The organism is Methylobacterium sp. J-078 (genome assembly GCF_022829285.1).
Lineage (GTDB): Bacteria > Pseudomonadota > Alphaproteobacteria > Rhizobiales > Beijerinckiaceae > Methylobacterium.
The window spans coordinates 1-5,048 of sequence record NZ_JAKSYI010000092.1; the positions used below are offsets into that span (position 1 = coordinate 1).

The window sequence follows — 5,048 nt, forward strand, 5'->3', positions numbered from 1 at the left end:
CCCGCCGGCCGCCGACGTGAGCAGGTAGAGCACCACGAGGGTGGTCACCGCCCAGGAAACGAGGCCGTGCAGGCCGGCCGCCCCCGTGACGGGCTTGCCCGAGAGACGGCCCGCGATGAACCCGCCGGCCAGCGCGGCCACCACGCCCGAGGCCACGAACCAGACGCCCGCGCTCAGCGACAGGGTCGAGGCGGCCGGGTTGTCGGCGGCCACCGGGCCGACGCTCGACAGGCCGACGCCCACGCCGACCATGTTCAGGATCACCTGCGTCACCAGCGCGGTGACGGCGCCCGCGAAGATCGCCCCCCACGAGACCTGGTTCAGGAGCACCGTGCGGGTGTCGGCCGCGGGGAGGGATGCGGGCGGAATGCTGGACGAGGTAGCCACGTTGAGAAACTCCGGTTTTCGAGAGGGTTGATGCGCGGGCGTCAGAGCTTGGCTCAGAGCTTGGCGACGAGGAGGCCGAGGCCGAAGCCGACGAGGCCGGCCACCAGCAGCGAGGCGTGCGGCCACTCGGTGGAGCGCTCGTGGACCTCGTGGAGCTGGCGACGGCCCTGGTCGTAGGCGTCCTCGGCATAGTCGTAGGCCTGGTCGGCGGCATGCCGCACGGTGTCCTTGGCCTGGCCGTACACGTTCTCGGCGGTGCCCAGAGCCTCGCGGGCGCGGCCCTCGAACGAGTCCCGGTTCGAGCCCGTGAGGTCGCCCACCGCGCCCTGCACCTTGCCGCCGAGTTCCTTGACGGCGCCCGTGATGCGATTCGTATCCACCATGATTCTCTTCCTCTTCCGTTGGGTTCCGGTCCGATGGGCGTGATGCCGACGGGACACGCAGGGTCCCGGGTCTCACGGCGCCGGTCGGACAGGTCAGACGAGCGCCGTCCGGGTGGACGCGCCGCCCTCCGCCGATCGTGGTCCGCATGATCGTGGCCACGCGGTTTCAGGGCTGATGTGGTCCGCAACGAGCCCACATCAATAGTAAAAAAATATTAGTCAGTGGTTTTTTCTACCCAGTCGAGCCGGTGGGAAATCCGTTGTTGCGACCCCACACGATGGCCTCCGAGCGCTTGTGGACGTCGAGCTTGCGGTAGAGCGCGGCGGCGTGGTTGCGCACGGTGTTCTTCGACAGGTTGAGGCGCCCCGCGATCGTGTCGTCCGAGAGCCCGGCGCAGATCAGGTCGAGGATCTGACGCTCGCGCACGGTCATGTTGGGCGAGACCGTGTCCCCGTGCTCGCCGCCCGGCTGGCGCAGGTTGGCGAGCTTCTCGATCAGGCCGCGGCTGAACCAGGAGGTGTCGGCCATCACCGCCTCGATCGCCTCGAACAGATCCCGCTCCGTGCGCTTGCGCTCGGTGATGTCCTGCAGGACCAGGAGCGCGAAGGTCTCCTCGCCGATCTCGACCCGCTCGGCCGAGACCAGGCAATCGAGGTTGTTCCCGTCCTCGTGCCGGAGGCAGACCTCGAGGCCGAGCACGTAGCCCGTGCGCGCCACCGCCGTCTCGAAGCGGGTCCGCGCGGCCTCGTGCACCCAGAGATCGAGGTCGGCGGGCGAGCGGCCCGTGACGGCGTCGGCCCCGTAGCCGAAGACCCGGGAGAAGGCCTCGTTGACGCCCGTGACCGTAAAGCCCTCCGCGCGCACCAGCAGGGTCGGCACGGGGGTGAGGCGGAAGGCCTTGGCGAAGCGCTCCTCGCTCTGGCGCAACGCCGTCTCGGCCTTCCGGCGCAGTTCGAGATCGGCGAAGGTGAACAGCATGCAGGGCTCGTCGCCAAGCTCCATCGGCTGCCCGGCGACGATGACGAAGCGCGAGCCGCCCTCCGGCAGGTCGAGGCAAGCCTCCATCTGCGGGATGGTGCCGCCCGCGTTGAGGCGGGAGATCGCCAGTTCGCGATTGCGGGCCCCGGCCAGCACGTCGACCTCGTAGACGCTGCGTCCGATCACGGCGTCGCGGGTGTAGCCGGTCATCTCGAGGAAGCCGAGATTGACCTTGACGTGGCGCAGATCCGACAACCGGCAGATCACCGCCGGGGCCGGGTTGGCGTTGAAGGTCGTCTCGAAGCGCTCCTCGGCCTCGAACTGCTCGGAGACGTCCTTGAGGATGAGCGCCAGGCAGCTCGGCCGGCCCGCGCGGTCGGTCGCCACGAGGCTGCGCAGGGAATGCACGAACGCGACGTCGGGCTGATCGGTGCGCGTGACCTCGACCACGACGTCGTGGAAGGTCTCGCCCGAGACCACCCGCTCGATCGGGTAGTGGTCCGGCGCGCGGTTGTTGCGGTAGCGCAGGGCAAAGCGCTCACGGTAGGCGTCCACGGTGGCGCCGAGCTCGTCGAGGGAATCGGCCCCGTGCATCGCGAGCGCCGCCGCGTTGGCGTAGGCGATGGTCTGATCGGGCTCGACCAGGATCACGCCCTCGCTCAGGCCGGCGATGATCTGCCGAAGCTCATGCCTGTCCACCCCGACAACCACCGTCGCCCCACCTTCCGCATCGCCTGCATCGGACGGGGTCGTAACGGGGACCCGCCCGGGCAGTTCCGGTACGGAGCGTCGGAGAACTGGTATATCCGGATTACTGACGTGAACGTGATCCACCAGGGGCGAGCGCCGGGCTCGCCGGATGCCACCGGGTTCGGCGGACTCCGAAGCCCGGGGCGCGGGACCGGCCTTCGCCCCTGCGCGGGCGCCCTAGAATCGCCCGGCCAGGGTGAGCCGGACGGCGGTCGGCTCGACCGGATGGAAGTGCCTGTCGGCGACCCCTTCGGCGGCCTCCCCGGGCAGGCGGGAGGTGTAGAAGTAGGTGATCTGGTCGGCCTTGGCGTTGGTCAGGTTCAGCACGTCGAGGGACAGGCTGACCCCGTTGTCGAAATTGTAGCCGACCCGGCCGTTGACGAGGGCGGTCGGGCGCGAGCGCACCGAATTGTCCTCGATCAGCGGCCGCGGCCCGAAATAGCGGAAGCGCATGGAGCCGAACCAGCCCGGGCCCGCGCCGAAGGTGAAACCGGCCGAGGCGATCGTGGTCGGCGCCTCCGGCACCCGGTTTCCGGCGGGGTCGCGGTCCGCGAAGCGGGCATTGGTCACCGTGAGATCGCCCTCAAGGGAGAGCCAGGGCGTCACCGCGTAGCGGTTGGTCCACTCGATGCCGAAGCGGCGGGTGGGGCGGCTCGGCTCGGTGGTGCCGCTGTCGCCCTGGAACAGGTTCTCGGACGCGAAATCGAGCTGGAACAGGCTCACCGCCGTCTCCAGCCCACTGAGGCTGCGGTTGCGCAGGCCGATCTCCGAGCCGGTCGAGGGCACGAGGAAGGGCGAGCGACTGATGTTGAACAGGGGGCTCGTCGGATCGACGGTGGCGGTGACGCCGCGGGCGTCGTTCGAGTGGAAGCCGCCGCCGTAGTTCACGTACAGTTCCGTGTCGAACCAGGGCCCGAGCACGAGACCGAGCTTCGGGTTGACGATGCCGTCCCGCGCGCGGCCCGAATTGGCCGGCGTGTCCGAGCGGACATCGGCGTAGTAGCCGTCGGCGCGAAAGCCGACGCTGGTGCGCAGCCAGTCGGTCCAGCGCACCCGGTTCTCGACGTAGAACGCGGCGCTCGCCTCCAGCACGCGGTCGTCCAGCACCGTCGAACGGAATTGCCGCGCCGTGGTGTTGAACAGGCCGACCCGGATGTCGTCGGTGCGGGTCTGGACGCCGATCTCGTTCTCCATGGCCAGGCCGAACAGGTCGCCCTGGACGGTGTGGCTGACCTCGCCGCCGCCGAGGATGCGACTGTCCCGCTGGCGGAACTGGTCGCCGGCGACCGGATCGTTGAGGAAATAGGTGAAGTCGTTGAACAGGTTCATCTGATATCGGATGACGTAGGCGCTCGCTCGGGTGATCCCCGCCTCGCTCGTCCGGCTCCAGCGGCCGGACAGCGAGAAGCGGCCGGTATCGCCGCCATCGGTGGGGTTCAGGGTGCCGAAGCGGCCGATGATCCCCTCCGCGACCGCCCGCTCCGGGATCTGGTTGGTGGCGTTCCACTTCGCCCAGTAGGCCATGCCCGTCAGGGCGAAGCCGTCGAGGGCCGTGCCCTGGCTGTAGCGGACGACGCCGTTGAGCTTGGCGAGCCGGTCCGGCACGTCCCAGGGGCCGTCATAGGTCTGGGCCTCGCCCGCCACGAGGAGGTGGCCCTGCCCGAGGGGCGCGGAGGCGATGCTGAGCGCGCGCTTGTAGCCGAAGCTGCCGATGGAGGTCAGCGCGAGGTTGCGCTCGACCGTGTCGAGATAGTCGATCCGCACCGAGCCGGCCGAGGCGAAGTCGCCGTCGCGCACGAAATACGGTCCCTTGTGGAACTCGACCGTGCCGACGAGTTCGGGGATGAGGAAGTTGAGGTCGGCATAGCCCTGGCCGTGGGCGTGGGTGCGCATGTTCACCGGCATGCCGTCCACGTGAAGCGCGATGTCGGTGCCGTGGTCGAGGTTGAAGCCGCGCAGGAAGAACTGGTTGGCCTTCCCTTCCCCGGAATGCTGCGTGACGATGAGGCCGGGCACGCTCTCCAGGGCCTCGCCCGGCCGGGTGATCGGCCGGCTGTTGAGGGCGGCCCCCGAGATCACGCCGGCGCTCGCCGCATCGACGCTCGGTAAGCCGCCGCCCGTGCCGGTGCGCCCGCCGACGAAGCCCGCATTCGCGGCCGGTCCCGCCGAGGCCGGGGCCGGGGCCGGAATCTCCGCCGTCACCGAGAGTTCGGCGAGGTCCGCCTGCGCGGTCTGGGCGGCGGCCGCGCGGACCAGGGCGCCGCAGGACACGAGACCGGCGCAGGAGGCCAGGAGGAGGGTTCGGCAGGCGGGCCGTGGACGGGGGGATGTCATGGAACGGAGGGACGGCATGGGGCCTCGGGCGACGTCTGTGGCACGTCACCGCGAAGACGCCGGTCCGTTCGCGGCATGCGAACGCCCCGACACCCACCAGGACACCCCGCCCGATGCGTTCCGCGTGTGACCACGACTGACGGCAGGTCTCCTGGCTCGCGGGTCACCGCCCTCTCATCGTCTTCCCAGGTTCCGGGTCCTCACGGACCGTTCAC

The 5,048-nt window shown here is 69.8% G+C and carries 3 protein-coding genes, 1 pseudogene and 1 riboswitch; all 4 genes and pseudogenes read right to left on the minus strand.

What is annotated here, in order from left to right:
• Positions 1-387 (minus strand): annotated as a pseudogene (locus tag MKK58_RS13955) (PhnA-like protein); the annotation flags it as partial.
• Between the two features lie 53 nt (positions 388-440).
• A complete protein-coding gene (locus MKK58_RS13960; protein WP_243912621.1) occupies positions 441-770 on the minus strand; it encodes a CsbD family protein in 330 nt (109 codons plus the stop codon).
• Positions 771-1,002: 232 nt separating this feature from the next.
• A complete protein-coding gene (locus MKK58_RS13965) occupies positions 1,003-2,460 on the minus strand; it encodes a helix-turn-helix transcriptional regulator (protein ID WP_243912622.1) in 1,458 nt (485 codons plus the stop codon).
• 216 nt (positions 2,461-2,676) lie between these two features.
• Positions 2,677-4,851 carry a TonB-dependent receptor gene (locus tag MKK58_RS13970; RefSeq protein WP_243912623.1) on the minus strand — a complete coding sequence of 725 codons (2,175 nt, stop codon included), beginning with the start codon at positions 4,849-4,851 and terminating at the stop codon, positions 2,677-2,679.
• A gap of 105 nt (positions 4,852-4,956) precedes the next feature.
• Positions 4,957-5,048: riboswitch (cobalamin riboswitch) on the minus strand. This riboswitch is flagged as partial in the annotation.